Annotated in this window: 21 protein-coding genes; 11 read left to right on the plus strand and 10 right to left on the minus strand. The window is 34.0% G+C overall.

Going from position 1 to position 22,849, the window contains the following annotated elements; genetic code table 11:
• Positions 1-99: 99 nt before the first annotated feature.
• Entirely contained in the window at positions 100-1,002 is a 903-nt protein-coding gene (locus ACFO3O_RS19175) for an EamA family transporter (protein WP_379981854.1), read from the plus strand.
• Positions 1,003-1,155: 153 nt separating this feature from the next.
• On the opposite strand, the gene ACFO3O_RS19180 is transcribed toward ACFO3O_RS19175, so the two are convergent.
• From ACFO3O_RS19180 to ACFO3O_RS19200, 5 genes are all read right to left on the minus strand, one after another.
• The gene (locus ACFO3O_RS19180) at positions 1,156-2,415 is read right to left on the minus strand and encodes a S8 family serine peptidase (RefSeq protein ID WP_379981856.1); all 1,260 of its coding nucleotides are present in this window, start codon (positions 2,413-2,415) and stop codon (positions 1,156-1,158) included.
• Positions 2,416-2,846: 431 nt separating this feature from the next.
• On the minus strand, positions 2,847-4,181 hold the full coding sequence (locus tag ACFO3O_RS19185) for a DUF6734 family protein (RefSeq protein ID WP_379981858.1): 1,335 nt from the start codon (positions 4,179-4,181) through the stop codon (positions 2,847-2,849).
• A gap of 10 nt (positions 4,182-4,191) precedes the next feature.
• The gene (locus ACFO3O_RS19190) at positions 4,192-5,772 is read right to left on the minus strand and encodes a thioredoxin domain-containing protein (RefSeq protein WP_379981860.1); all 1,581 of its coding nucleotides are present in this window, start codon (positions 5,770-5,772) and stop codon (positions 4,192-4,194) included.
• A 50-nt stretch (positions 5,773-5,822) separates the two neighbouring features.
• Positions 5,823-6,575 carry a TlpA family protein disulfide reductase gene (locus tag ACFO3O_RS19195; protein ID WP_379981862.1) on the minus strand — a complete coding sequence of 251 codons (753 nt, stop codon included), beginning with the start codon at positions 6,573-6,575 and terminating at the stop codon, positions 5,823-5,825.
• Positions 6,576-6,644: 69 nt separating this feature from the next.
• Entirely contained in the window at positions 6,645-6,776 is a 132-nt protein-coding gene (locus ACFO3O_RS19200) for a hypothetical protein (protein WP_379981864.1), read from the minus strand.
• A gap of 669 nt (positions 6,777-7,445) precedes the next feature.
• On the opposite strand from ACFO3O_RS19200, the gene ACFO3O_RS19205 reads away from it, so the two are divergent.
• The 10 genes from ACFO3O_RS19205 (at position 7,446) to ACFO3O_RS19250 (ending at position 19,030) form a co-directional block, all read left to right on the plus strand.
• Entirely contained in the window at positions 7,446-8,138 is a 693-nt protein-coding gene (locus ACFO3O_RS19205; protein ID WP_379981866.1) for a hypothetical protein, read from the plus strand.
• 662 nt (positions 8,139-8,800) lie between these two features.
• On the plus strand, positions 8,801-10,009 hold the full coding sequence (locus ACFO3O_RS19210; protein ID WP_379981868.1) for an aminotransferase class I/II-fold pyridoxal phosphate-dependent enzyme: 1,209 nt from the start codon (positions 8,801-8,803) through the stop codon (positions 10,007-10,009).
• Positions 10,010-10,049: 40 nt separating this feature from the next.
• Complete coding sequence (locus ACFO3O_RS19215) at positions 10,050-12,530, plus strand: PEP/pyruvate-binding domain-containing protein (RefSeq protein WP_379981870.1); 2,481 nt, start codon at positions 10,050-10,052, stop codon at positions 12,528-12,530.
• Positions 12,527-13,888, plus strand: a complete 1,362-nt coding sequence (locus ACFO3O_RS19220) for a nucleotidyltransferase family protein (protein ID WP_379981872.1) — start codon at positions 12,527-12,529, stop codon at positions 13,886-13,888. Before ACFO3O_RS19215 ends, ACFO3O_RS19220 begins: the two co-directional genes overlap by 4 nt.
• Entirely contained in the window at positions 13,878-14,480 is a 603-nt protein-coding gene (locus ACFO3O_RS19225; protein WP_379981874.1) for a dTMP kinase, read from the plus strand. Before ACFO3O_RS19220 ends, ACFO3O_RS19225 begins: the two co-directional genes overlap by 11 nt.
• Positions 14,477-15,271, plus strand: coding sequence for a hypothetical protein (locus tag ACFO3O_RS19230; RefSeq protein WP_379981876.1), 795 nt, complete (start codon positions 14,477-14,479; stop codon positions 15,269-15,271). Before ACFO3O_RS19225 ends, ACFO3O_RS19230 begins: the two co-directional genes overlap by 4 nt.
• A 4-nt stretch (positions 15,272-15,275) precedes the next feature.
• A complete protein-coding gene (locus tag ACFO3O_RS19235) occupies positions 15,276-17,621 on the plus strand; it encodes a phosphotransferase (RefSeq protein WP_379981878.1) in 2,346 nt (781 codons plus the stop codon).
• Positions 17,614-17,991, plus strand: a complete 378-nt coding sequence (locus ACFO3O_RS19240; protein WP_379981880.1) for a YbaN family protein — start codon at positions 17,614-17,616, stop codon at positions 17,989-17,991. Before ACFO3O_RS19235 ends, ACFO3O_RS19240 begins: the two co-directional genes overlap by 8 nt.
• Before the next feature lie 160 nt (positions 17,992-18,151).
• Positions 18,152-18,343: a hypothetical protein gene (locus ACFO3O_RS19245; RefSeq protein ID WP_379981882.1), complete on the plus strand. Its 192-nt coding sequence runs from the start codon at positions 18,152-18,154 to the stop codon at positions 18,341-18,343.
• A gap of 45 nt (positions 18,344-18,388) precedes the next feature.
• Positions 18,389-19,030, plus strand: coding sequence for a thiamine phosphate synthase (locus ACFO3O_RS19250; protein WP_379981884.1), 642 nt, complete (start codon positions 18,389-18,391; stop codon positions 19,028-19,030).
• 185 nt (positions 19,031-19,215) lie between these two features.
• On the opposite strand, the gene ACFO3O_RS19255 is transcribed toward ACFO3O_RS19250, so the two are convergent.
• From ACFO3O_RS19255 to ACFO3O_RS19275, 5 genes are all read right to left on the minus strand, one after another.
• Positions 19,216-20,154 carry a TolB-like translocation protein gene (locus ACFO3O_RS19255; RefSeq protein ID WP_379981886.1) on the minus strand — a complete coding sequence of 313 codons (939 nt, stop codon included), beginning with the start codon at positions 20,152-20,154 and terminating at the stop codon, positions 19,216-19,218.
• Positions 20,155-20,457: 303 nt separating this feature from the next.
• A complete protein-coding gene (locus tag ACFO3O_RS19260; RefSeq protein WP_379981888.1) occupies positions 20,458-20,580 on the minus strand; it encodes a hypothetical protein in 123 nt (40 codons plus the stop codon).
• Between the two features lie 12 nt (positions 20,581-20,592).
• Entirely contained in the window at positions 20,593-22,089 is a 1,497-nt protein-coding gene (locus ACFO3O_RS19265) for a serine hydrolase (RefSeq protein ID WP_379981890.1), read from the minus strand.
• Positions 22,090-22,134: 45 nt separating this feature from the next.
• Positions 22,135-22,368, minus strand: coding sequence for a 5-carboxymethyl-2-hydroxymuconate Delta-isomerase (locus tag ACFO3O_RS19270; protein WP_379981946.1), 234 nt, complete (start codon positions 22,366-22,368; stop codon positions 22,135-22,137).
• Positions 22,369-22,508: 140 nt separating this feature from the next.
• Positions 22,509-22,772 carry a hypothetical protein gene (locus tag ACFO3O_RS19275; protein ID WP_379981892.1) on the minus strand — a complete coding sequence of 88 codons (264 nt, stop codon included), beginning with the start codon at positions 22,770-22,772 and terminating at the stop codon, positions 22,509-22,511.
• Positions 22,773-22,849: the final 77 nt, after the last annotated feature.

Genomic DNA, 22,849 nt, shown 5'->3' on the forward strand with positions numbered 1-22,849 from the left:
TAAACGTCCCATATCAATTTTGCAAAACAACGAGGAAATTTCTAAAAAAACGATCACTGATTATCACTTCAAAATAACCTAAAAAACTATATTCGCGCCATGTGGATGTATTTAGGTTTATTGGCGGCTCTTTTTTTGGGGTTACACAGCTTGTGTAAGAAATATGCAGTACAAGGGAATGAAGTGTTTCCTGTACTTCTAGGAACTGTTTCTAGTGGGTTTTTCTTCATTGCGGTCTTCTATGTCATCTCCTTATTGTATCCAAGCTATGCCGTAGCCAATGGCTATGATTTTCAAGAGATTTCTTTACAAACGCATGGGTTTATTTTTATAAAATCATGTATTATGGCGGGTTCATGGATACTGGCCTATCAAGCCTTAAAGCATTTACCCATCACGATTGTAACTCCCATACGCTCTGCAGGTCCGTTTTTTACGTTTATTGGAGCGATACTCATTTATAAAGAAAGCCCTAATGGCTACCAATGGATTGGTTTTTTCTTAATCATACTTTCTGTACTCTTGTATTCTAGAATAGGAAAAAAGGAAGGAATTCATTTTAAACGTAACAAATGGATCTTTGCGATTGTCGGTGCTACTTTTTTAGGAGCGTCTAGTGGATTGTATGATAAGTTTTTAATTCAAAGCCTAGCGCTGAATCCGCAGACTTTACAATTTTGGTTTTGCTTATACACCATTCTTATTTTGCTTGTGATACTGAGCGTTACTTGGTTTCCCTATCCTAAAAAACGAGCTGCATTTACATTTAGATGGTCTATTATTGCTGTGGGCGTTTTATTGCAGGCGGCAGATTATTTTTATTTTAAAGCATTACAAGACCCAGAGGCTTTGATTATGCTGCTTTCGGCTATTAAGCGGAGTCAGATTTTGATAGCAGTAGTCGTGGGAGGTTTGCTTTTTAAAGAAAAAAATAAACGTAAAAAACTAGTGCCGCTTATCGGTATTATGATTGGGGTATTTTTGATATTGTACTCACAATAATAATGGGGGTGATTCTTTGGATGCTTTCGCGAATCTGCCTCGCTGGCAGTCAGGAGTGTACTCATCCAAGAAAAAAAATAGAATACAAAACGTAGAGATATAAAAAAACCGCTCTAGTGATAGAGCGGTTGATTTATTTTAAAGATTAAAATCTTAGTGTGTGATGATAGCGTCAGGATTTCCATCAGGATCTCCATTTACAGTTCCGCTTGTGCTTGCATTTCCTAAAAGCAATACACCTGCTGCATGAGGAGTAGCCATAGACGTACCACTAATCGTGTTATAACCACCGTTTTTCCAAGTAGACTTAATAGCCGATCCTGGTGCACAGTAATCTACTGGTGGATTTCCATAATTAGAAAAACTAGACCAATTATCACCTTGAGACATAGAAGAGATGGTATAAATATTATTTCCATTTACTCTAGCCGGTGATACATTGTTAGCATCTTGTGACTCATTCCCAGCAGCAAGCATAAAACGGATACCGTTTTGTGCAGCAGCAGCGATAGCATCCTCGAGGGCTACAGAAATAGGTCCTCCTAAACTCATATTGGCAACATCACCTGATGAACCGTTTGCAGCTACGTGATCTACCCCTGCAATTACACCAGAGTAAGAACCTGAACCTCTTGATCCTAGTACTTTCACAGGAACTACTGTTGCTCCTGCAGCTACACCAATAACTCCCGTTGAATTATCTACCGCAGCGATTGTACCTGCAACGTGCGTACCATGTCCATTACCATCGTCTAGGGATTGTCCATCCTTTCCTGATGTAAAAGCATTAAATCCAAGAGATGCATTCACATTCAAATCTTCGTGATCTAAGTCGATACCTGAATCTAAAATCCAAGCAACGTTATTTCCTGTATAGGTAACACCTCCATTTACGCGTGTGATTCCCCAAGGTGTTTCTTGCGAAGTATCTCCGCCACCGCCACCGCCGCCGCCGTCACATGGTCCACCATTAGGTGTTCCACATGGAGGTGCAAACTGGACAATCTGATCTTGTTCAATATATTTAATACGGTTATCGTTACGAATCGCATTCACTTGCTCATTGGTAAGTGCCATAGTAACTCCATTAATAGATCGTGAATAAATATTTTTAATATTTAAGTCTGCAGCTGTCTTATTTGTAACACCAAGAATTTCTTGTGTTAGATTTAAAACAGCTTGAGTAGATTCTTGCGCATTCATTGATCTTGCAAAATCTGTATTGTATACAACGATATATTGACCTGGTATGGGTTGCCCCTTTCCTACATCCTCGTTCATTACCTCTACTCCATTGTTCTCTAGGATCAATTCTGAACCATTTATTGTTGAATCTTCCGCTTCGTTAGAACATCCTACAAACAATGCTGTCATCGCGACAACGCCAGCAATACGTAATACATTTTTCTTCATTCTTATTTGATTATGATTAATATTTCACAATATGCAAATATTTTGTTAAAAATTAAGATTTTATTATTTTTTTTCGATGAAATACATAATTAATAATAAACATGCTCTAGAGTAATAGTATAGGAATTATCTAATAACTATAGTTAGGATCCTTCTATACACTATAAGGCTAAGAATTTAGATCGTATTCGTCATTTGGACTAAGACTTAGTTTTGTAAATCCTGACTTTACAACCGATAGTTTTGTCTTTTAGTTGAACTTGTAATTCAATCTTTTCCCTGAATTCTAAAGAATAGAGTGAAGAAATCTAATGAAAATGTACAATAGGATATATTTATTGGCACCGCCAAAGAGTTTAATACTCTGAGACTTGTCTCGAAATTAAAATTCAGCTTCTTATCAATGCCTTGTGGGCTTGCCGTGAGGTAGTTTACTTAACAATGGAAATCACTTTTCTAGATGCAAAAAAAGTAATTCTGTCATTGATCATACTAATAAAACTCTTTGTATCTGAATCTGTCACATCATCGTCTAAATACATTGTAAGTTTTTCGATGAGCAAATTATATCTAATAGGTTGCGTAAGTTCTGATATTACAATTTGGTCAATGTCATCAATGGGCACGCTAATAGGATCGCCTAAATGATCTTTTATTAATATCTCTTTAAAATCTCCTGAAGTGAAGAGTTGGCTGCAAGGTAATTTGTAGAGAATAAATTCTTCATTTTGCCTAATTAATTCTTGAATATGAAATGATAAACCAATGGAAGCTATATCCCTACTCAAAAAATAATGCTTACCTATTTTTTCTTTAGTCTGAACGGTTGAAGTGAAATCAGCAATTAATTGCTGATTTTGAAGTGCAGAAAAATTATAGTTTATATCGTTAAAAAATGCATGCTCATCAAAAATGTCAAGCACTCTTTTATAATAGTCAGGGTAAAACTTCAAAACATAGTGTTCCATGGCTTTATAGGTGGCTTTATCTTTTTTATAATTACCTAATAAATGTAGATATGTCCTCTCATTTGGAACTTTATAAAAATCGCCAAAACCTATATATTTATTATCATCTGGAATTTCTTTAAATAAGTAATCAACTTCAATGTTTTGTTTTTTAGCCAATTCATAGTAAAGGAGTTGTTCAAAAAAAACGTTAAAATTGTTCTTATTTACTTTATCCCAAGCATTCTTATTAGTATCAACAAATTTAAATGCTTCAGATGTATAATGCTTATAAAACTCAAGATCTACGCCACCAACAATTCCCATGTTACATGCAAATCCATTTTTGGTACTATTAAAAGTGTTTAGTTCTTCGGGGATGTAGGAAAGGTGAGGTTCAATTCCTTTCCACATATTTCTATAATAATCCGTTGTCTTTTCTAAGTTTTGAGTAATCAGAGGCGCTTTCATAAGCTCTTCTGGGAAAGTATCCCAAATAAACACATCCCCATCTACGTGTAAAAATGGCTCGTTTTGCAAGGAATACGTTTTAATTTTAGATATAGCCCATAAATCCTTATGATAATGATCTATGGTATTTAAAACAATATGTACTTTCGAATAGGGAAGCTTAAGGGTGTCAATTAATATTCTTGCACCTAATTCATCTGTATATAATTCAACATTCTCATAGTATTTTTTTAATTGATTGGCACTTAAAACCCAACTGATTAAATTGTATTTAGGGGAAACCCAGCCAAAATTATTTTCACTTATATGGTTTATTTTTCCCGTCCAAAAACTTTGAATTATTTTCATATACTCCTATTTAAAAATGAGTGTCTTCTATAAATTCATTCATATAAAACGCTAAGTTCTCTTTGTTATACTCACTAGGGTATTTAAAACCATTGAGGAATATTTCTGGGGTGTAATTAATTTGATTTTCTAAACACCAAGCATTCATATATTCATAAAGATTTTCATTTTTTTTTATATCTATAGGAATTTGATACTTTTGATTCCAAGCTTCTACATTTTCAGATATAAAGAAATCGCTTAGGGCATCTGTAAACGCTTTTTCTCCATTTTTTAAATATATTGTCATTAGTGTTCTAAAAAAATGCTTTGTTTCTTCGGTGTCTAATTCAAAAAAGGTTTTAAAAATTATTTTAATTTTAATTTCATCTTTGTATTTTTCTAAAATGGTATTAATTATTTCATGTACTTCTTTACAATGACTACAAAAGGGGTTCGTAATGATGGTAATTTGGGAATTGCTTTCACGATTTCCTAAAGTAATACCCACCTGTGGGGGTATTTCTATTTTTGGACTAGTAATTAGAGTGTTTTTAAATACCGTATAGTTACGTAGTAAACGATTGGCATTTATCTGAAATTCCTTTAAGTTTTTTTGTTTTGAAAGCATTTTTTTCAAGATCATCCAAAGTGTGATTATTACTAAAATAACATATGCATATATAAAAATCGACTTAATGGAAATAGGAATACCTGCTGTAAGTAATAAAAACAAATACGCAATTTCCAATAGCACAATACTTGCAATTACTAAACATACAGGACACCATTTTTTCTCTATAAACTTCTGGTAGTAAAGAGAGATCATTATAACTGGAATTGAACTAACAAGTAGTATTTTTTGAATGATAAAATACTCTGAAAGGCTTCCTATTAGAAGAAAAGTAATCAAGGCAAGCAATTGGGAAGAAAAAAAAACGATACTAAGGTCACTAAAATTGATAACACTAAAAAACTTCCATTTTTTAGACGATACTACTGCGGTACAGTTGGTAGATGAAGTTATATTACAAAACCTATTGATCAGCGTGCTTTTGGTTCCAAATAATTCCTTTAGCGCTGCGATTGAGAATAAGATTCCGATGGAAGGGAATACTAAAAATAATAATTCTAAAATAGTGTTTTTGCTCGTGAAATAGAATGCTAAAAATAGAATAACACATACGCCAAATAAGACTGTAGGGGTCTTATATTTTTTATCACTATTTGTATTTTCAAAAGCAGGTTTTTCAATTAAAAATATAAGATCAAGCCATCTTGACTCTAATGCTTCGCGATCAATTTCGTAAGAAGTTTTATCTTTAATAGTAATGTATTTCTCACCTTTTTTATAAACATAATAAAATTGTGATTTACTATTTGCCTCTTTCAATAAAGCCATAAATTGATCTGGTAAATGATCAATTTGAGATACTTCGATTCGAAGCGCTCCATTATTGATTTTAAAAAAAGTTAAGGTATCTGAAATGGATAGTAATGAAGGATAGTTTGGATGAGATTGGATCTGAAATAAAATTTCGTCTTTATCAAAAGTTATAGATTCCTTTTCCAAGTACTGGAAAACGTTATTGAAACTAATATCTTCAGCCATATAAAAAGATGTTGTTTTGGGGTTATTACCTCTCTGAAAAAATCAATATTCTATTTTAGAGCTTTCTCTAATTCTTCATAACTATTTACAACTTTGACAATTTTTCCTTCCTTATCAATGATTATATGAGTCGGGTACATATTTATTTGTAATTTTCTTTTTAAGAAATCCTTTTGATTACCGATAACTGGGAAGTCAAATTTTCTTTTTTCAAGAAAGTTTCTTAGTGCATCATTTTGATCTAAAGCCATACTTAAAAATATAATATCTTCCCTATCTTTATAACTAGTAAGGAGTTGGTTAAGAGAAGGCATTTCCTGAATACATTGTTGACAACCAATAAACCAAAATTTAAGAATTACTATTTTGCCTTTTAGTGATTCGTTACTATAGCAATTTCCATTTAAATCTTCAGCGCTAAATTCAGGAAAAAATTGATTCTCTAAACTATAATTCCACAGCTCTTTTTTAGCGAGATTAATTGTTGTATTTCTAATGTCAATTACCTCCCAATGCGGTACTTTTAATAATTTATAGTAAATGGATGAGTTGGAATGAAGTCGTAATGGCAAATAATTGCCCGTAGTAAGTTGACGTAAAAACTCACCTTTATTAATACCATTTGATGAGGCGTCTAATCCAATAAAATTATTTGATAGTTGTATGTATGTATTTTGATATTTCCAAAAATTTTGAAAATTTTTTAAAATTATAGATGGGTCTTGAACAGGTTTTCCATAATCATTACTTTGTGCAGATAAAAATGGAATAAAAATTATATATAAAATTGAAAAAAAACGCATTTGAATTTTAGTTATATACTAAGGGAGTAGTTTGATAAACAAAACTACTCCCTTAGTATAGTTACATTATTAACAACTTCTTAGTACGGCACCTGATACACAAACGGTACCACTGGTACAACTACTGCAATTATTGGTACCTGACCAGCAGCACTTATTTAATCCGCCGCCACCGCCGCAACCACCATGCACTGCTCTCATTTCATCTCTTTTTAGACCATTTTTAATGTCTTTTAAGCTAATTTTCATAATAAAATAATTTTAATGAGTACCTACTCTATTTAAGGCTTTTCGGTTTACGCCTACTTTACGTTTTATTTGTAATCATGTTATTATTTTCATAATTAATTCTTGGATTGGGTGTCATTTGGTAGTAACATTTTTTAATCTAGCTTCAACTAAAAATTAGATAATGACAAAACTAGTATTCGACTTATAAAATTATTCATTAGTTCGTATAACTACCTGATTATTAGTCTAAAATTAGTAAATTTAAATGAGATTTTATTGTCAAAAAATAGCAATAATAGTACGGAAAATCCATAATTTACCCCCCTTTTTTATTACTATGAGCCTAAATACGCTTGATGTAGGCGTACACAAAAGTTTTACTTTTATTTTAAAAAAAAATCAAGTAAGAAATCCATATAGGAAGATGTTATCGGAATTTACTAGGGCTGTGATGAGAGTTGCGTATATTGACGCATGTCAGTGGGGCAATTTCGCGACAGCGTCTAAAATAATAACATAAAATAAACTTAAATATGTTTTGGTATTCAGATATTTGGATACATTTGAGAATTACCATTTAATCTGAATGACATCACAAAAAAACAAGGTCCGATAAAATTCTATTTTTAAAACACACTAATGAAAAAAGCCACTATTTTACTCGTTTATATACTATGTATTCTCCCATCGTTTGGGCAAGAAACCAAAACAGAAAAAAATCCAAGGAATAACATCCGACAAGGGTTTGGAACACACAATTCGTTTGATTTAGGACTTGGTTTTGTGAATCCAGATTTTAAAACGGACGGTTCTGCGTACTATTTTGAAGATTGGGAGACAGAAGGGGTCATTTTTACCAAACAGAATGGGAGTTTTAAGATAAAGAATGTCAATATAAATCTTTATAAGAATACACTTGACGCACTTTATGATGAAAATTCTGTGTATACATTTGATAGTGACAACTTGTTAAAAATAGAAATTAATGACAAGATTTTTAGGGTATTTACAATTGATGGGGAGAAAAAAATATTTGAATTATTTTTTAATGAAGCACTTTCAGTGTATAGAGAATATAGTGTACTCTATTCGGAGGCATCCATTAATCCTATGCATGCGAGAAGTGTCAATAAATATATCAAGAAGGAAAAGTACTATCTGTATACAGATGGAGAATTAACTAGGATGAAAACATCTAAGAAAGCATTTGCTAAGCTAGTTCAATCTGATGATTTAAGCCAAAAGGCTATTGTAGATTATATAAGCAAAAATAGGTTGTCTTTAAATGACGAAACCGATCTGCTTCAGGTGTTGAATTTTGTGAATAAATAATTCTGAAATAAACTGTTTAAAATTACGCATGTATTTTTTTTGAATTATCTGATTAACAGAAATTTTAACAATCAAATGATTAAGCTTTTCTGAGTTAACCAAAGTGTTAATCAACTAAAATTACTTTTTCAATAGTTTTTTTGTAATCGTAACCCTTCCCTACTTTCGTTTCTATGGAATCCCATAAAGGGAATTATCTCTAAAATAAAACCTTATACCATTTACCAATTGAATTTACTGTAATAAAACACCCTTTTTTCCTTTCTATTTCACAAGAAAAAAGAAACCGTAGCTTAGGCTATGCTTTAGTTTTCTTTTTCATATAAAGAAAAAAATCATCGTTTTCTTTTCCAGTAAATTCAATTAATAACTGGTATTATTGTTTACTGCAATAAGGTTTTCTTTTTTTCTAAATCAATCTTACTCTTATGATAAAAACTGAGTCCGCTCCCACCCACTGGTGACGCAGTTTCGCGAAAGCGTATTCAATTAAAAACTAGATATTCCATCTGATCATCTTGTGTGTAGTTATTTCTATTTTAGCAAAATACCACAAGGGCTTGGTAGTACTCATACCGTAAAAAGAATTTAAAATTTATGAAAAGGAATATATTATTTGACTTACAAATGTTTAGTTTTATAGAGATACAAAAACGAAATGGATGGATATATTTGAAAGGATACAACTAGATAATGGGCCTATTGGAAGACTTCAACGTAGCATAGAAGGTAAATTTGCTTTTCCAAAATTTGAAGGAAAAATTTCTAATCACGTTTCTTTCAACAACACTGAACTTATCTGTTGGAGTTATAATAATTATTTGGGTCTTGCAGGATCAGATGCGGTTAATGAAGTTGACACCTACGCTCAGCAAAAATGGGGATTAACCTATCCTATGGGATCTAGAATGATGACGGGAGATACTACATTACATGATGATTTTGAAAACAATGTGGCGGCCTTTGTGGGTATGGAAAAAGCGTTGTTACTTAACTTCGGGTATCAAGGAATGATTTCTGTGATAGATGCCTTATTATCACCTAATGATGTGGTTGTTTCTGATGCACAATGTCATGCCTGTACCATAGATGGTATACGATTACACCGGGGAGAAAAATTGATTTTTAAACATAATGATATTGATCACTTAGCACTACAACTCAAGACCGCTCAAGAAATTATAAAAAAAACAGGTGGAGGGATTCTGGTCATTACCGAAGGTATTTTTAGTATGTCTGGGGAACAAGGAAAACTTAAAGAGATTTGTGACCTAAAATCACATTATGATTTTAGACTTTTGGTTGATGATGCTCACGGATTTGGGGTTATGGGATCCAAGGGTAATGGAACTGTTTGTGCACTAGGATTAGAAGAAAGTGTGGATTTATATTTTACCACATTCACAAAATCTATGGCTTCCTTTGGGGCCATCATTACAGGTAAAAAGGAGATTATCAATTATTTTAAATATAATTTACGTTCTCAAATTTTCTCTAAATCCTTGCCTATGCCTGTTGTTTATGGGCTCCATAAACGATTAGAACTCATTAAAAATGCAGATGATGCTAGAAAGGAAATTTTTGAAATAACCACCTTGCTTCATGATGGTCTGAGAGAACGAAAATTGCTCTCTAATAAAGTAAATAGTTACATTACTCCTGTATATTTTCATATAGAAATAGAAGATGTACTAGCTATCCAAACAGAATTGGTATACGTGCATGGTGTGTATTGTTCTATCGTGGTGCACCCTGTCGTGCCCAAAGGGGATGTTATTTTTAGGCTGACTCCCACGAGTCTTCATACAAAAGAAGATGTGTATCATACCCTAACATCATTTGATGCTACCTTTAAAAAGTATATCAAATGAAAATAATAATGATTGCTATATTTTTTATAGATACAGTCGTATGAGTATGTATTATTCGACTCATAATGTACCTAAACACTCTTTTGGTGGAAAAGCTGATGGATTGATTTTCCTTTCGGGAAATGGGTTCCGGGTGCCTCCGTTTTACATAATTCCTAATGATATCCTACAGCAAATTATATCAGAAGAATATACCGTTGCGTCTCTTTGTGCTAAATGGATAAATGACGTTCAGCCAGATAAAAATTCTTTGTGGGCAGTACGTTCTAGCGCAGATGTAGAGGATGGAAAAAACAAATCATATGCAGGCTTATTTTCTACCGAAATCAATTGCAGACCCCATGAATTAGTGGATGCTTTTCAAAAAGTAATTGCGGGATACAAACAAGTCCTAAAGGATATTCCAGAATACCACGATGCCAACTATTTTGGATTTCATATCGTCTTGCAGCAAATGATATCTGGTGAAATATCTGGCGTTGGGTTTTCTGTAAATCCGCTTGAACAAGTAAGCGAGCATCCAATTATTACTATTATTCCTGGCTTAGGAATTAAGCTTGTTTCTGGAGAAGAAAATGCCATGATGATTGATCTTTCTATGCCTCCAAAAATCCTTTCGGATGAGAAAGAATATTGTGGAGAATTATTTGATCAGGCTAACGGATATACAAAAACAGTAGAGACTCAGGATACCTTATTTGAAAAAATACGATCTCATTTAAAAGAACTTAGACAAAGTCTGCAGGCGATAGATCAGCTAAAAGGACATCCCGTAGATACCGAATTTACGATCTATAATAACAAGATATATTGGTTACAGGTGCGCCCTATCACAACACTCATTCCTAGAGGTGATTATAACGTATTGGATAACTCTAATATGGATGTAAATTACCCAGGTATTGTGATGCCACTTACAATTTCTTTTGTACAACACTCTTATAGTAATGCCTACATACATATGTGCCGATTTTTAGGTGCAGGCACATCTTTTATTGAAAAGAATCATTCTTTATTTAAAAATACCATACGAGCTGTAAAAGGAAATATGTATTACAATGTAACTTCATATCAACAGCTTTTATACCAGATGCCGTTTGGAAATAAAACAAGTCGGCTTTTTCCTAAAATGCTTGGCGCGGAAGAGGCTTCTTTCCAAAAACCATCACAGTCCGCTTCCTTTATAGCGTATATACGGTTGTTTTTACATCTGATCCGAAGTATCGTTTTTATTGGGTATTATAAACGGAAGTATACCGAACAATACACTAGAATTCAGGAGCAATTTGATAACACTTCCTTAAAGGGACAATCACATACCGCATTGATCCACTATTTTAAAACTTTAGAAAATGAATTAAGTACCTATTGGTATGTTCCTATTCTCAACAGTTTGTTTACGATGGTTATTTACAATCGTTTGACTAAAATACTTTCACGATCTAGACTTCATGAACACTATCCTAATTTCCTCAATGATTCTTTAATGGGAAGTGGTCAGGTCGTTTCTATGGAGATTGTACGGACGTTACAAGAGCTTACGCGAAGCATACATGAGAATTCTGATGTCAAAAAAGTGATCCTTGAAAAGGAGGATCACCAGGTATTGCCCTATCTTAAAGAACATCATAAAGACTTTTTTGACGCGATCATGTCCTATATCCATACATATGGAGAGCGGTCGGATGAAGGAGAATTAAAGATTGAAACTGTAAATTACAGGGAAGATCCTACCAAGTTTGTTGCGTTTCTTAGATCCAACGTATCAGTTTCCCAACATCACATAACAGCCAAAAATAAATTTAACTACTTGACGGTACTCAAGGAAATCTACAAAACCAACACTTTAAAAAGATTTCTATTTAAAACAACCATAGCGTTTACGATCAAGCGCGTACGAGATCGAGAAAACTTTCGTTTTATACGCACCAAAACCTTTGATATGGTACGTCAAATTTTTAGAGAAATCGACAGTGCATTACTCAAGAGCGGATCTATCATAAACGAAGGAGATTCTTTATACCTCCATTTTGAGGAATTAATGAACCCTGCCTCATGGTCCACTCAATATAAAGAACTCATAGCTACCCGAAAAGTAGCCTATAAAGGCTATCAAGATGTCGAGCATCCCATACGATATCACGAAGTTCACAATGAATTATATCCTATCTCAGAGAAGCCATCTATGTCAAAAAATGGGCTTGATGGTGTTGCTTGTAGTAGTGGTATTACACAAGGCGAAGTATTGCTGGTGACCGCTCAAAATATCCATGAGTTAGAGATTACAGGAAAAATATTAGTAGCTCCATTTTTTGAACCTGGATGGGTGGGATTATTTTCTAGAGCAGAAGGTATTATTTCTGAACGGGGTAGTTTGCTTTCGCATACTTCTATTCTATGCCGTGAAATGGGAATTCCCGCGATTATAGGTGCCAAAAAATGTACTAAAAATCTAAGAAACGGCGATATTATTAAAATGAACGGAGCTACAGGCGCTATCGAAAAAATACAACATTCATGAATAGATTTGAACTCACAGCACTACTATGCCATATCCAGTTGACACCTGAAGAATTAAATACGTGTAGAGCGGCACTACTCCCTTTACAATCTAGCAACAAGGATCAGCATGCTCTTTATGAATATTGTTTCCAATGGAAAATGGCACCTTGGATCTACCGACAGCTTCAGAAGCATGAATTTCTATCTTTATTCGATGAAGATGTGATACAACGATTTAAGGAAGCTTATCAGGCTGTCAAGCAAGAAAATGAAAACAGAAATGTCATTGCTATGCAGTTTTTACAAGCTTTTCATGATCATGACATAGATGTGATCATATTAAAAGGAAATGCCTTTATTCAAACTATATATGCCGATGTAGGGTATAAAAAAATGAATGACTTTGATATTTTAATCAAGGCAGAAGATTGGCAAAAAATCGAACAAATATATTACGATTTAGGATATATTCCTTTGGGATTTGGATGGAGCGGAGAAAAACAAAAACCAGCCAAATATAGTCCTACAAGTGTTCCTTTTATTAGTACCGATTTTAACTGTATCATAGGAACCCAATGGGGCTTAAAGTCTGCGACCACTCATTTTAAAGTGGACACAAAAGAACTGTGGGAAACGGCGGTTCCATTTGATTTCCATGGGATTCCTTGCAAACAATTATCCCCAGAATATAACCTTGTTCATTTAATACTCCATTTAGGAGTTTTTAAGTGTGGTACACGCGATTGTATGGATCTATATAATTTGATACTGTCTACGCAATTAGATACGGAAAAGCTTTTTTCGATTATAGAAAAAACAAACGCCATCCAAAAGTCTCGGTATGCATTGACGATGTGTCGTCTTTGTTCTCGTCATATTCCAGAAGAATGGATCAAGCGGTTACCAAAAGGGAAACCATCATTTATCAATACACGATTACGTAAACGGCTTGAAATGTTCGGAGAAACTAGTGATATACATGAATCGTACAACGATTATTTTCAAGACATTGAAAAAAATGTGATCTATTATTATCTATTTCCAGAGTTTCATAAACGCATCTACTACTTCTCAAAAGTCCTACGCCTCCTTTATTTTCCAGATATAAAAAATGCCCTTAAGTTCATAGATAAATCCCATCGACCCACCGTATTTAATAAAATAAAAGCAAGGATTTTAGGCCCTTGGTTTTCTTTTTCGATGATTGCTCAAGAAATTGGATGGACGTATGGCATTTTACTTTTTGTGAAAATGTGTGTTGATACCCTTCTTTCGCCCATCAATTATTTAAGTTCCAAAGAATCTTATTTTCAGTATCTTAAGAAAAAAGGAATTGAACCTAATCAAATTAAAAAATTAGTGCAGAATGTCCAATAAGAAACCTATTATTATTTGCATTACAGGTCCAGATGGATCTGGAAAATCGACGCTTGTCTCACATTTAGTAGCTACGTTACCTAATGCCATAGAAGTCACTGTATGGGATGCACTCAATAACGGGGACGTTGCTCTTTTTAGTTCCAAAAAGGATATCGATCAGTATTTGTGTCTTCTTTCTCCAGACGCACGCTTATTATTTTTGGCGCATGCCTTAAAATATGCTACAGATAAAGCTTTAGATTCTGGTAAGGAACTCATCATTCTAAACGCATACTATTACAAGTACTTTGCTTCAGAAGCTGTTTTAGGAGCCAATGAAGGATTGATACATACACTAGCCTCTGCGTTTCCTACTCCAGACAGAACTATTTTTCTTTCGCTATCCCCTGCAATAAGCGCTGTAAGGAAAAACCAACTGTCACGTTATGAATGTGGCTGCAAAGAAGCAACAGTAGAAAACTTTATAGATTTTCAGAAGAAAGCAACCCTTGCCTTTGAAGCCTACATACAACCTGATTGGTTCGTATTGAATACTGAAGAATCGCTGGAAGTAATAAAAGACAAAACACTTAAAATCATAGCGCAATGATCAAAACAATTCTCATCACAGGCTTAGATGGTTCTGGCAAAAGCACGTTATTTTCTAAACTGGAAGAAGCAAAGCTTCCCCATGTACAATTAATCTCTGCGCTTCATGTAGCTATAGATACCCTACCCGAAACCTCTATTCTAAAAGAACCCGTAGCGCTTCTTAATGCTATGCATCAAGAAGCAGATGCTACTGATAGCAGCGACCTCAAAGCAATTGCTCTTTTTTGTGCCATGGTATTGTTTGAAAAATTAGTTTCTGAAAGAACCACTGAAAGTACACGTATTATCCTATGTGAACGTCATCCGCTCATTGACACCTTTGCCTATGCACAGTTTTATATTCCTCGTTTAAGTTCTGGAAATACAAATTTTGAACAGCTCTTCTATTTTGCGACAAAATATGAAAGCCTATTTGCTTTTATTCTAGAGCAACTTCCTATTGAAAATAAAGAGGCAGGGGTATTGGCTATTTATAAATTCATCAAATCCTTTTTTGTAAGTAAGACCTCTCCAGACGCTGAAACGGAGGCCGTGTTTAAAACCAGTGTACCTGATCATATTTTCTTTTTAAAAGCTCCTCCTGAAGTTTTAATGGAGCGGATTTCTACTAGAAAAGTCATAGAAACCCATGAAAAACTATCTGTTTTATCCGATTTAGATGCTACCTACGAAACCTTATTTAAGGAAATTGAGACCAACTATACGACTACCACTATTGAGAAAGTAGATGCTAGTACCTTTACAAGTTTAGATACTTTTTATACAAGATTATTAACAGACATCATATAGTAATATGGAACAGTATCCCATTGTACCTGGCAGAGGATTGGTCACTCCGTATTCTACTAAACTACGATTAGAATATCTAAACGAGGAAGGGCATGAATCAAGTCAAATTTCTATGTCTGGGCTCTCTCATACGGAAGTTCAGAATAAAATTGAATCCTATATTGGTTCGGTAGAAATTCCTGTCGGATTGGTGGGGCCATTATTGCATGTGGATGGTGATACAGAAGAATTAGTGTATGCGGGCGCAGCAACATTGGAAGGCGCTTTGGTGGCGAGCATGAATAGAGGTGCCAAAGCTGCAAGTTTAAGTGGCGGTATCACCACGACCTTTGTACATCAAAAAATGGTACGCTGTCCGATGTTTATTTTTCATACACCTGATGAGGCACTGACATTTGCAAGATGGCTTCCCTCCCATTTTATATCTATTAAAAAAGAAGCCGAGCAACATTCCAATCATGCGCAATTGGTGGCTATAGATCCTGTGATTACAGAAACCGCTGTTCATACTCGTTTTTATTACACAACAGGAGATGCTTCTGGTCAAAATATGACCACCACCTGCTCATGGCATGCGATGCTTTTTATTGTGGAGCAGTTTAGTAAAGAAACGTCCATTGAGTTTAAAAACTATGTGATTGAAGGAAATGGTTCTTCAGATAAAAAAGTATCATCACATGCTGTCAAAAACGGTCGTGGGGCTCATATCACGGCTACTTGTTATTTGAAAGAATCTGTTATTGAAAAAGTATTGCGTACGACTTCAGATAGCTTATTGGAATGTTTTATCCCATCCGTAGCATTGACAAAAAAAGATGGAATGTTTGGGTATAATATCAATGTAGCCAACGCTATTGCAGCAATATTTGCGGCTACGGGTCAGGACTTAGGATCGCTTCACGAATCTTCTGTGGGTATCTTACACCTTGAGAAAAAAGCTGATGGACTGCTCTTTACCCTCACTTTACCTACACTGGTTGTGGGTACGATTGGAGGAGGAACTTCCTTACCCAAACAAAACGAAATGCTTCGCTTAATGAAATGTGAGGGAAATGGAAATGTACAACGATTTGCTCAACTCATCGCTGCATTTGCCCTCTCTTTAGAAATCTCCACCTTCGCGGCTATCGTGAGTGGGGAGTTTGCAAAAGCACATGAAAAATTAGGAAGAAATAAACCTGCTAATTGGTTAACAAGATCTGAATTAAATACAGAATTCATTACCCGCATCATGGGCCAAGTGGATCCTAAACACAAAGAATTTTCTATCCATTTTAACCATAAAGAGTTAGAAAATGGAATTGTTACCAATCTGACCAGTAGAACGTCCAAAAAAACAATTGGCTTCTTCCCTTTTCAGGCGAAAAATGAGCATACCAGTATTTCATTACTCATCAAATCTAAAGCCCTTGATATGGATGTCATCAAAGGATTGCACAGCATGGCAGCCTCTATTGACCCTTCTTTATCTGATCTTATTTATAGATACCGTCATCAAACCGAATACTTTAACTGCCATGTAAAAGAATTGTTTGTCTATGAAAACTTACATAATCATGGATTTTTAAGTACTCCGAAATATTACGGAAAGAAAGAAAACATAAACAGAGAGTTATTTGTTCTCGTCATGGAGTATCTAGATCCTGATGCCATGTCTCATTTTAATAGTGAGAACAAACCTGAATTATGGAAGCCTAAGGATATACAGAACATGATCACTGAGATTACTAACATACATAAGCATTATCATACTATTATAGATAGCATAGATAATTCTCAGATACAGCCTTTTTTTGCAGCCAATGCTACAGAACTCTACCAGAAACTAATCGATATCATTGTAAAGGAAGAAGATCATACCGATCGTAAAAACCAACTTAAAACGCTCACTACTTTTCTAACGGATATTACTGAGCAGACCTATTCCACAAGTCTTCCAGTATGTGTAATACATAACGATTTTAACCCCAGAAATGCAGGGATTCGTGCTAATGGAAAGGTGTGTATCTATGATTGGGAATTAGCTGTAAAAAACATTCCACATCGAGATATTGTTGAATTTCTTGCTTTTACACTAGGTAGTACAATTGATGAAAATAACTTAAAGAGTTATTTGGAATATCACACAAAACTATGGCAAAAAGACACAAGTGATTCTCAATGGATGTATGGGTATATATATGCATTAAAAGAATTCTTGGTGTGTCGTATGTCTTTTTACAAAGCAGCTGAAATTCTGATGAAATTAAAATTCCCAGATAGAGTCATTGATACTTGCTTTACAATGATAGCCTATATCAAAAAGGAATATAACATAAACACAGAAAAGGTACGTACCCAAAATGCCTAGGGTTAAGAAATATATCTTTCTTTGTTTGGGCATATTATTCCTAGTACTCTCCTACTTCGGGATTATTATGCCTGGCATACCTGCAATTCCATTTATTCTACTCGCGGGATGGTGTTTCTTACAGAGTTCTGAAACTCTTTATAATTGGATGCTTTCGCGAAAATACATAGGGCCTATGTTACAAAAGTATTTTTCAGGTGAAAAGGTATCCAAAGGTGCTATTTGGTTTGTGATTTCTCAACTTTGGTTATCCATTCTTATTGCACTTTTTGTATTCAACCTAAAGATAATTGCCAAAATAAGTGTAGTCGTTGTAGGAATTGTATGCAGTATCATTATTTATATGCTTTTGAATAAAACAGCTAAATAGCAATTTTTAAATTCAAAAAGTGACTTCACCTAAGAATAGTCCACTAAAGCCAAGTTAATAAGCAGTTTTAGACAGTAAATTGGATACTATAACAAAAACTTAACATCGCATTCTTGTATGACACCATAAATAGCTTAGGTTGTTGTTTAAACAACTTTACATGAAATTGATATACATTAAACGAAAAACAAAAACAGAAAAACGACACAGTATTAAAATGGGAGAACTTACCACAAAAGTTACGTACATTAAGCGTTATTTTATGGGACTCCCTTTAACTACTCTGCATACTTATCGTGAAACCTATTATGGAGAGATTAAAAACTGTGAAGATTGCGCCCTCTTTGTTTAAATTCAACGATATTTACAGGTAGCTTTTCCATACGAAATATAGGCAATGACGATACCCAAATTACATTACATATCTGAAGGAAGTTCAACAAAAGAGCATCTAGAAAATATTCAAAAGGCTTGTACCTATGGCGCAGAACTAGTGCAATTAGGATTCCTAAAAGTGTCAGAAAAGAATCTTTTAAAAATAGCGCAAGAAGCTAGAGAGATAACAGCACATTTTCAAACCCGACTCATCCTATCTGATCATTATAAAATTGCCAAAGAAGTCAAAGCAGACGGGGTGCTATTATCAGCAATGGGAACCTTGCCTATCGAAGTGAGAAATTATCTCTATACTTGGCAAATGATAGGCGGAAGTGCCCATACGCTGCAAGATTGCGAGGCGCTATTGGAAAAACAGGCAGATTACATCTGTTTAGGACCTTTCAGAGCGGCTGCCAGTGATCATACAGCGGTAACCTTAGGTATTCAAGGATACACCGCTATAACAAATCTCTTGCACAGCGAGACGCCTATTTTGGCTATGGGAGACATCACCATAACAGATGTCGCAGCTTTATTAGACGCAGGCATCTCAGGATTGGCAGTTTCAGAAGCCATTACGAACGATTTTAATTCCATTAAAGTTTTTCATCAGTTACTCAAAGCTTCGTCTACTCAAGAGCAACGACATAGCTTCAAATAAATGAGTGTGTTATTACTAGTGCTTCCCTCCCCCTCTGCCAATTAGATTGATTTTTATCCGCTTTCATACTTCGATGATGCTTTGCAAACTCTTGCTCTACAAACTCTTGCTATGCACACCAAAAGTGCAAATGAATATATTGATTGCAGAAAGTTAAAAGAATTATGATAAGGAATATTCTGATGTTAATTACTGTTCAATATGAGTTCTTTTTTTAACTTAATAAAATCTACCCAATATATGTTTCCGCTATCTTCTCTACCATCCCCTCTATGAAAAAACAGATACCTTCCATCTGGTGATACACTTGCAGTCATCTCACACATTTCAGTATTTATTTTAGACCCAAGATTATGAGCTTCCGTCCAGACACCATTTTTATTAAAGCTTATGTACAAATCACAGTCCCCATATCCAGAAGACCGTTTACCATCAAATAATACGTAGCTTTCATCAGGGGCTATAAATGGATGTGCTATCATATTTCCTGAATTTATTTCCGCTCCCATTTTTTCAAAATTCAAATACTTGCCTTCTTGATTAATCGAATAATAAATACTGAGTTCATCTTCAGGCTTAGCCCCTATCTCTTCTGAATTAAAATATAAATTGCCATTTTCAGAAGAGGTGACATACATGACAAATCTATCTTCTATAAACGGATCTTCCAAAGCTATTGGTTGGCTCCAACCATTCTCGCTTTTTTTAATATGCCATTCATGTATTCCAGATGATGCAATGGTATCATTAAGTGGCCTATTTGTCCCAAAATAAAGGATATCTCCTTTGGGATTGATATGTGGTTCAAAATCCCAAGTGTCTTTTGATGAAAAAAAAGCCAATTCAGGCTTTGACCACTGTCCGTCTATTAATTTTGTGATAAAAATATTATTTCTCTCCTCGGGTTTACGACGTGTAAAGTATATTTCATCCATATCTGGATTGAAGGTAATTGCAAATTCCATAGCTGTATCTGTTGAAATAAAACCTGGCCCAAAAACTAGAGGAGTATTTGTCGGAATTTGATCGGAGAACATAGTAAGACTTGATTTTTTACTATTCTGGCAAGAGATAAAAAGGGATACTAAAATCAAAAAAAAGAATAGACGTTTTATATATTTCATATTGTTTTGTTAAATATTTAAAAGTTAATATTTCAATTACCTATTTAGGGGAATACTTATTAGTAATCATAGAAAAGTAATTCCAAGCCCAAAAATACCAATATTGATTCCTAGCAGTGTTTTTTTCTGTTCCATCCAAATATTTCATAGAACCTTCTTAAGAGTGTTATAAAATATAATCAAGCAAGAATCCTCCTGTGATAAATAAACTTAGTACTATACTAATTATAGTTTTCTTTTTTATCTAAACCAACCATGAGTAAAATAAGACCTAAACCAGAATTGGTAAGGAGTAACCATACTTCATAAGTGCATACGTAATGCCCAATCTGGATTAAACACATGTGTATTATTGATTTCTAAAAAAGGGACTACAATAGAGTGAGGAATGACAGAAAAACTTATTATGGATTTTTGCTTTTTCATGATTTTAAATTATCATTCTTTAAGTTGTTTCAGTTTATTTTGAGAATTTTGACACCAGTTACAATTATTTTCAGGCTTCAATTCTAAAGCTTTTTCAAAAGCATTCGTTGCATTTTCCTTTAGATCATATTCAAAATAGGCATCCCCAAGTGAATCCCATAAATTTCCGTCGTTTGGAAATAATTGAACATTTAGTTTTAATAGTTCTACTCCCCAAGCTGGATTCTTTTCTTTTGCAATACGCTTGAAACCAATCCGATTAAAAACTGCTTTATCCGTAAATTTTGAATTTAAATGTTCTTCTAAAAAAGTGATGAGCTTACTCGAGTTATCTGTTGTGTTACTATTGATAAAATCATACACCAACTCATAAGATAATTTGGTCACCGGTTTTGGTGTATAATTAGAATCGGAAATTAGTTTACTTATTTCCCAAGCGATATCTTCAGAATCATTATTTAAGATCGTATTTGATAAGACAATCACAACCATATCATCTTCTACAAAACGCACAAAATTTCCAAAGAAAATACCATTACTACCGTTGTGCCAAACTACTTTTTTGCCAGATTTTGTTTTAAAAGTTGCCCAACCATAAGCGTAGTGAGTGTTACCGTCTTGGTTTTCTGCCACAAATGGAGTTTCCAACAATTCTTTCGACTTTGCACTTAAAACTTTATTCGTTTCTAACGCAACATGCCATTTATAAAGATCTAACGTTGTTGAATAAATATCACCCTTACCAATACTATACCAGTACTTATCGCTGTCTGGCAAATGTTCTTGAGTAATTCCCCAATCTTCCCAAACACCATCAGTATAATTAAAGTAATACCCATGAGAAATCATTTCACTATGAAATGAAATACTTTTATAACCCGTATGATTCATCTTTAGAGGGGTCCAAAAATTCTCTTGTAGAAAATCAGTATAATCTTGTCCTGAAACAAATTCTATAATGGCTGAAAGCATAATATAATTCGCATTCGCATATTGATGTTTTGTTCCAGACACTGATTGTAATTTTGCTTCAAAAAATTCTTTAAAAAACTGTTCTTTAGTAGCTTCATCATATCTAAAACCCCCTGTTGCTGGAGAAACACCCGTTGTGTGTGTCAATAATTGATGAACGGTAATTAGTTTTTTGTCTTTAGGCGCTTGCTCGTAAAACTGACCAATATTGTCTGTAAGATTCAATTTACCCTGCTCTACTAATTTTAAAATAGCTGCAGCCGTAAACTGCTTTGTAATTGAGCCAATATTAAAAACGGATGAAGACGTATTAAGAATCTTATTATTTCGATCAGACCAACCATAGCCTTTTGATAAAATAATGTCTCCTTGCTTGGCAACTAATACAGATGCAGCATACCCATTTTCAGAACTGTCGTTTAGATAAGTGTCTATTTTTGCTTTAAGATCATTAGTGCTTGTCTCTTGTCCAAATAAGATGTTAATTCCCAAAAATAAATGGATAAAAAAATTGGCGATATATAGTCTTTTTTTCATGGTTTTGATTGATTGTAATTAATGTTTTCTTCTTTTGTCATTATTTTAGGGTTGAACCATAGATTTATTGCAATACGTTGCTTTTTCAAAATCTCTCACATTCATGGAAATAACGGGAATAGTTAGAAACATTTTCTTAAGCTCCGTTACTATTGTTTTGGACAGATGTCCTTTTTGATCACTTGTTCTACCTTCCATAATATTGGCAAAAATATGAATGAAATCGTTTTTAGTATTCCCGACATTGTAGTGTTTATAAGAATTAATTCTAACCTTGATATTTCCCTTGTCAAAAAGATCCGTTGATTCTGCTGTATTATACGTTTTGCATTATTTCCTCTAGAGAAGTCTTGGCAATGATATTTTCTGAACAGTCTATAATAAAGTGTGGCATATTCTATATGTGTTTACAAAACAAATTAGTCGTTTCTAAGTCTATTGATTTCTTTTTTAAAATCTTCTTCTTGTCCTAATTTTAATCTTTTAGAAAGTGCCATAGCCTGTCTATAGGTAGCGATTGCTTTATTTTCTTGCTTGGTTTTTTCATACAGCTTGGCCAAGTTGGTCATAAGTCCAATATATTTGGGATAGGTTTCTACTTCTCTTTTAAATACAGTAATGGCTCCTAGATCATTTTCATCTTTCAGTAATTTTAATGCAGTTACTTTGTAAGCAAACAACAAATAGTACAGAAAGTAGTTTTTTGATTGTATGAATGTTCATTGGTTCTAAACCTTATAAAAATTTTGTATTTATAGTG

It is taken from the genome of Dokdonia ponticola (assembly GCF_042653865.1).
GTDB lineage: Bacteria > Bacteroidota > Bacteroidia > Flavobacteriales > Flavobacteriaceae > Dokdonia > Dokdonia ponticola.

Bases quoted from the DNA above. Each gene is read 5' to 3' on its own strand.
- ACFO3O_RS19205 (WP_379981866.1), top strand. From the start codon at position 7,446: ATGAAAAAAGCCACTATTTTACTCGTTTATATACTATGTATTCTCCCA.
- ACFO3O_RS19175 (WP_379981854.1), top strand. From the start codon at position 100: ATGTGGATGTATTTAGGTTTATTGGCGGCTCTTTTTTTGGGGTTACAC.
- ACFO3O_RS19200 (WP_379981864.1), bottom strand. From the start codon at position 6,776: ATGAGAGCAGTGCATGGTGGTTGCGGCGGTGGCGGCGGATTAAATAAG.
- ACFO3O_RS19210 (WP_379981868.1), top strand. From the start codon at position 8,801: ATGGATATATTTGAAAGGATACAACTAGATAATGGGCCTATTGGAAGA.
- ACFO3O_RS19265 (WP_379981890.1), bottom strand. From the start codon at position 22,089: ATGAAAAAAAGACTATATATCGCCAATTTTTTTATCCATTTATTTTTG.
- ACFO3O_RS19225 (WP_379981874.1), top strand. From the start codon at position 13,878: ATGTCCAATAAGAAACCTATTATTATTTGCATTACAGGTCCAGATGGA.
- ACFO3O_RS19250 (WP_379981884.1), top strand. From the start codon at position 18,389: ATGACGATACCCAAATTACATTACATATCTGAAGGAAGTTCAACAAAA.
- ACFO3O_RS19240 (WP_379981880.1), top strand. From the start codon at position 17,614: ATGCCTAGGGTTAAGAAATATATCTTTCTTTGTTTGGGCATATTATTC.
- ACFO3O_RS19235 (WP_379981878.1), top strand. From the start codon at position 15,276: ATGGAACAGTATCCCATTGTACCTGGCAGAGGATTGGTCACTCCGTAT.
- ACFO3O_RS19195 (WP_379981862.1), bottom strand. From the start codon at position 6,575: ATGCGTTTTTTTTCAATTTTATATATAATTTTTATTCCATTTTTATCT.
- ACFO3O_RS19185 (WP_379981858.1), bottom strand. From the start codon at position 4,181: ATGAAAATAATTCAAAGTTTTTGGACGGGAAAAATAAACCATATAAGT.
- ACFO3O_RS19230 (WP_379981876.1), top strand. From the start codon at position 14,477: ATGATCAAAACAATTCTCATCACAGGCTTAGATGGTTCTGGCAAAAGC.
- ACFO3O_RS19245 (WP_379981882.1), top strand. From the start codon at position 18,152: ATGAAATTGATATACATTAAACGAAAAACAAAAACAGAAAAACGACAC.
- ACFO3O_RS19255 (WP_379981886.1), bottom strand. From the start codon at position 20,154: ATGAAATATATAAAACGTCTATTCTTTTTTTTGATTTTAGTATCCCTT.
- ACFO3O_RS19220 (WP_379981872.1), top strand. From the start codon at position 12,527: ATGAATAGATTTGAACTCACAGCACTACTATGCCATATCCAGTTGACA.
- ACFO3O_RS19215 (WP_379981870.1), top strand. From the start codon at position 10,050: ATGAGTATGTATTATTCGACTCATAATGTACCTAAACACTCTTTTGGT.
- ACFO3O_RS19190 (WP_379981860.1), bottom strand. From the start codon at position 5,772: ATGGCTGAAGATATTAGTTTCAATAACGTTTTCCAGTACTTGGAAAAG.
- ACFO3O_RS19180 (WP_379981856.1), bottom strand. From the start codon at position 2,415: ATGAAGAAAAATGTATTACGTATTGCTGGCGTTGTCGCGATGACAGCA.
- ACFO3O_RS19260 (WP_379981888.1), bottom strand. From the start codon at position 20,580: ATGAAAAAGCAAAAATCCATAATAAGTTTTTCTGTCATTCCTCACTCT.